Here is a 5,157-nt window from a genome sequence, read left to right as displayed (position 1 = left end):
CAAGTGAAAATGCCTTGTTCAAATTGGTTTTTTGTGCTATAAAACAGATTACAGCAAAGTGGAATATGCCAATCCCAGATTGGGCGGTAACCGTTTCTCAGCTAGATATTTTCTTCCCTGATAGGTTGAATTTTAGACTATGATATTCTATACTGACACAGCTCAGCGAACGTTCTCTACTATAACTAAAATGAAAAGAAGTTTTAGTAATATTATTTTATGGGATATTTGTGCTGACAATACCAAAATCAGATTATTCATAGTTAGCTTTTGTTTTGCTGTGTTTTTTTGTGGGTTGTCATACCGCTTAATAATCGTTGCGACTAATGGTTATGTTAAGCCAGAATATCAAGTAAAGAGTAGTAACTTTAGAAAAGAGATAGTAGACCGCAATGGTAATTTATTAGCAGTTAACTTACCCTCTTCCTCATTATTTGTTAATCCACAAAAAGTAATCAACCCAGAGCAATCTTTAGAAAGATTATCTAAAATCTTGCCTGAGATTGATAAAACGAAATTACTTGCAGAACTAAAGGGTAATAAAAGTTTTGTGTGGGTAAAAAGGGATTTATTGCCAAAAGAACAAGAGGCGGTGTTAAATTTGGCAATGCCAGGCTTTAGTTTTGAACAAGAACAAAAGAGGATATATACTTTCTCCAATTTATTATCACATGTTATAGGATATGTGGGTAGGGATTTGGCTGGTCTTGCTGGGCTGGAAAGGAGTTATGACAAATTTTTAACTAATTCGGATTTTGACTTAGCACAGCCAGAACAACTTAAAAAACCACTTGAATTATCTATAGATGTAAGATTACAGAATATCCTAAATGAAGAAATAGATAAGACATTAAAGGAATTTAGTGCAATAGGAGCGGTAGGGATAATTGCCAATCCTAATAATGGTGAAATTCTAGCTCTGATTAGTAAACCTGATTTCAATCCACATTACCCGAGTAGTGCAAAGCCAGAAGAGTTGTTTAATATGGCAAGTCTTGGTATTTATGAGATGGGGTCGGTATTTAAAACCTTAACTATGGCTGTAGGTTTTGATACTGATGCTATAGCAATGAACGATGCTTATGATATTAGCTATATGAAGGTAGGGGCGTTTAATGTAAAAGATTATCACCCAAGGCATGGGTGGCATAGTGTTCCAGAAATTTTTCTGCATTCATCAAATATTGGGGTTAGCCAAATTATGTTAGAAGTCGGCAAAAATGATTTCAAAAAATACTTAAAAAGATTAGGGTTACTAGATCAGCTTAAAATTGAATTGCCAGAGAGAGGCACCCCTTTGTTTCCATCCGATAAGAGATGGAGTGATTTAACGAGTGTTGTAATGTCATATGGTTATGGTATTTCAATTAGTCCTTTACACTTTATACAAGCAGTATTGCCGGTAGTGAATGGTGGGACATTATATGATTTGACTCTAATCAAAAGACAAGATGAACCTCTTGTTGGCGCAAAGGTTTTTAGTGAAAAAACCTCTAAGCAAATGAGTGAATTATTTCGTTTTGTGGTAAAAGAAGGCACCGGACGTAGAGCTGATGTAAAAGGATATCTTGTTGGTGGGAAGACTGGTACGGCTGAGAAATTAACGGCAGATGGGCATGGCAAAAGAAGGTATCTTAAGAATAGCAGAATGTCATCATTTTTAGGTGTATTACCAGCTTTTAATCCACAATATGTTATTTTTATAATGTTTGATGAGCCAAAAGGAACAAAGGAGTCCTTTGGTTTTGCTACTGCCGGCTGGACTGCCGCTCCTACCGTTGGGAGAGTCCTTGAGCGAATGGTGTCACTATATGGAATAGAGCCGATTGAAAAAGGCGAGGAATTGTGATTATTAACAAATAGTGAACAGGCGCTATGCCTCCTATAAGCGTCAATTTAAGAAAACAATAATTGTAAAATCGTCATTGCGAGGAGGTCGTCAAACCGACGAAGCAATCCAGGAAAGTAATTAGAAATAGATTGCTTCGATCATTACTGGTTTTGCAATGACTTCATTGCAAAAGAACATATGTGAGCGTGGTAATCCATTTCTAATCAGCTTTTGGATTTACTATCTTGAATAAAGTTCAATTACTAAATGTACTTCTGGTTCAAAAGGATATGGAACATCAGAAATTACTGGAATTCTGACGAACTTACCAGACAATGAATGGGCATCAAAAGTTAAATAACCTGGTACGGTGTTTTCTTGTTTGCTAGCTGTTTCGAGTATTACAGGAATTTGTTTTGCTGATTCCTTTAGCTCGATGACATCGCCTTCTTTTAATCGCATGCTTGGGATATCAGCCTTTTTGCCATTTACCTTAATATGACCATGGGTGACAAATTGTCTTGCAGCAAAAATCGTTGGGGCAATATTCATTCTGTAGATAACAGCGTCAAGCCTTCTCTCTAATAGACCTATAAAATTTTCACCAGTATTACCTTTCATTTTTTGTGCAAGAGCAAAGGTATTTCTAAACTGTTTTTCGTTAATCCGACCATAATGACATTTAAGCTTTTGTTTAGCTTTTAAGTGTACACCATAATCAGAAGTTTTAACCATACTATTCTGACCATGTTGACCAGGACGGTAATTTCTTGTATTGAAGGCATCTTTGCTGTCGCCCCATAGGCTTACACCGAGTCTTCGACTTGCCTTATATTTAGAACTAATAATTTTTGTCACGCTCTATAAATCTCATAATTTTGACATTATTAACATATACATTGAAATTCATCAAGTATATATTAAAATATATATATTTTAACAACTAAAGTCAACCCTCATTTCTTGAAATATCAAAAGTTATTTGTTCAACAACAGATAATCCTCAAGATTGATTATTTGGGCTGACTTAATATCCATATTGGAGTGGGAAGTAAGCAAAATAATTCCACCGTTATTGGCTTTTGAAATAATCAAGTTATATAGTAATTCTTTATTCTCTTGATCTAGGTTTGCTTCTACTTCATCCAATAACCATAAGTTTGATTGGCAAGCAATGAGCTTTGCTAAGGCAACCTTTTTTTGGTTGCCAGCAGAGAGCCTATAACATTGTTCATGCAAAATATTATATAACTTGAAATAATATACCGAAGATTCTAATGTTTCAAGGGAATCATAAATTATCGACCAAAATCTTAGATATTCTAATACAGTTATTTGAGATTTTAGCCCAAGATTATGTCCAATATAATTACAATAAGGTTTTTTTAAATGTTTACAGTTCAATGAGCTATATAAAATATTTCCACTTGTTGAATTTTGTATATTAGCAACAATTCTAAGTAATGAAGTCTTTCCACAGCCATTAGCTCCTTGTAAATACACTATAGAAGATGGTAAGCAAGTCACGCTGATATTAGTGAAGATACTTCTTTGGTCTATAATAAGAGTGACTTGCTCAAATGACAACATTTATTCTAGATGACCATCTATAGGAGTCTCAGCCATAAGGTCTACTGTATTATCTTTATCGTTAACATTATCTTTAATTTTGAAAAAATCAAGTTCTTTCATATCTAAGACTTGTTCTTCTGGCGAGTTATAAAAATACTTTTTGAGAGTGTATAACGCAACCGTAATAGTCATGATTATCAATGAAGAAGCTGCTGTAATAAGAATCTTCCCAGTTGTAGTAAGGGTCTCTTCAGTTGTAGTAGAAGCCTTTTCAGTTGTAGTAAGGGTCTCTTCAGTTGTAGTAGAAGCCTTTTCGGTTGTGGTAAGAGCCTCAGTTGTAGTAGAAGCTTTTTCAGTTGTGGTAAGATACTCAGTTGTAGTAGAAGCCTTTTCGGTTGTGGTAAGAGCCTCAGTTGTAGTAGAAGCTTTTTCAGTTGTGGTAAGATACTCAGTTGTAGTAGAAGCCTTTTCGGTTGTGGTAAGAGCCTCAGTTGTAGTAGAAGCTTTTTCAGTTGTGGTAAGATACTCAGTTGTAGTAGAAGCTTTTTCGGTTGTAGTAAGAGTCTCAGTTGTAGTCAGAGGCTTCTTAGTTGTAGTAAGAGCCTTAGTTGTAGTAGGAGTCTTCTTAGGTAAATTAATAGGAGTATCATCAATTGTGTTTAAAGAGATATCTTTTTTCCCATAGTTTTGCGAAGAATTGTCCAAAAAGTAATCTGAGCTAATAGAGAAATTACCTAGATCATAATCATAAGGGCTAGGGCTAGTTTGTTTTGTAGTAGGAAAGGTACCAACGTTACGTAGTACGGCTGTTGCAGCACATAAAGATGTTACAACAGAACCAGGAGATAAAAATTTCATAAAAATTGTTTCCTATTTTGAATATTTAATTTAACAGTGTAATTAAAATTAAAATAAATTTTTTCTTAGAAGTCAAGCTTTAATTTCAATTTTTCCTGTAATAAAGTGAATAAAAACCGTTAAAAATTTTACTTGAAAAGCTTAGTGTTAGATATTTTATTGTGTATAATAATTCGAATCGACTTTAATTATTTAGAGTTCCTGCATAACTCCATTTAACTATCTCTGATTTATGCAGGAGGTTTAATATTTTTACTGCTCTGGCACATCTATTGTTGTTGTTGCTGTGTCTCCTACTACCTCTGTGTCCGATGGATTGGTTTTTATTGTTGTAAAAAATTCTATATTAAGATGCTCGTCATTAGTAAAGCTTTTATTAATGTGTTCAGCAGGCTTTTTATCTATTTTTAGTGAATCTTTTGTTCCACCAGATTGAGTATCTTCTGTCTGTATTTTCTGCAATTTGTCAAAACACTTTTTATAAAGAACATGAGTACCGTAACCCAAAATACTAAAAAAACATAACGCAAAGAATGAACCTAAAGTTATAAGTGCATCTTTCATCCACCATTCTTGATCTGTAGTATTTTGATTGGGAGGAGTGTAGCTGCAATTATTTATATATGGATTTGTCATAAAATTTGTTTCCTATTTAAGAATATTAATTGATATTAGTTGTAACAAGATAGTTAACATCAACTATCTAAATTGATAAAATAGGTTTTTTGTATATAAGTCAAGGTAATTCAAAGTTGTTTATAAAAAATAAATTGTCATATATGGACGAGTGAATTTGTCAAGAAAGAAAATAAAAAAATAGAGCCACAAAGGAAGCGGTCATATATTCGGCATCGAGTGCCATAATGGTTTCTGCATTCTTATAAATATCCTTGAGT

5 protein-coding genes and 1 pseudogene are annotated in these 5,157 nt (G+C 33.8%); 2 read left to right on the top strand and 4 right to left on the bottom strand.

Features of this window, described 5'->3' with window-relative positions; genetic code table 11:
• Positions 1-143, top strand: a pseudogene (locus RiCNE_RS08610) (IS256 family transposase); the annotation flags it as partial.
• Positions 144-190: 47 nt separating this feature from the next.
• Complete coding sequence (locus RiCNE_RS06260; RefSeq protein ID WP_094649725.1) at positions 191-1,849, top strand: peptidoglycan D,D-transpeptidase FtsI family protein; 1,659 nt, start codon at positions 191-193, stop codon at positions 1,847-1,849.
• Between the two features lie 222 nt (positions 1,850-2,071).
• Here the strand turns inward: RiCNE_RS06260 and rpsD are convergent, their stop codons facing one another.
• From rpsD to RiCNE_RS06240, 4 genes are all read right to left on the bottom strand, one after another.
• Positions 2,072-2,689, bottom strand: a complete 618-nt coding sequence (gene rpsD, locus RiCNE_RS06255) for a 30S ribosomal protein S4 (protein ID WP_094649724.1) — start codon at positions 2,687-2,689, stop codon at positions 2,072-2,074.
• A gap of 120 nt (positions 2,690-2,809) precedes the next feature.
• Positions 2,810-3,421, bottom strand: coding sequence for a heme ABC exporter ATP-binding protein CcmA (gene ccmA / locus RiCNE_RS06250; RefSeq protein ID WP_094649723.1), 612 nt, complete (start codon positions 3,419-3,421; stop codon positions 2,810-2,812).
• Positions 3,422-4,261, bottom strand: a complete 840-nt coding sequence (locus RiCNE_RS06245; RefSeq protein ID WP_094649722.1) for a hypothetical protein — start codon at positions 4,259-4,261, stop codon at positions 3,422-3,424.
• 252 nt (positions 4,262-4,513) lie between these two features.
• Positions 4,514-4,897: a hypothetical protein gene (locus RiCNE_RS06240; protein ID WP_094649721.1), complete on the bottom strand. Its 384-nt coding sequence runs from the start codon at positions 4,895-4,897 to the stop codon at positions 4,514-4,516.
• Between the last annotated feature and the right edge of the window lie 260 nt (positions 4,898-5,157).

Origin of the sequence: Rickettsia endosymbiont of Culicoides newsteadi (genome assembly GCF_002259525.1) — a bacterium.
Classification (GTDB): domain Bacteria; phylum Pseudomonadota; class Alphaproteobacteria; order Rickettsiales; family Rickettsiaceae; genus Tisiphia.
The sequence above is the reverse complement of the archived record's forward strand: the minus strand, read 5'-3'. Positions and strand labels throughout refer to the sequence as shown.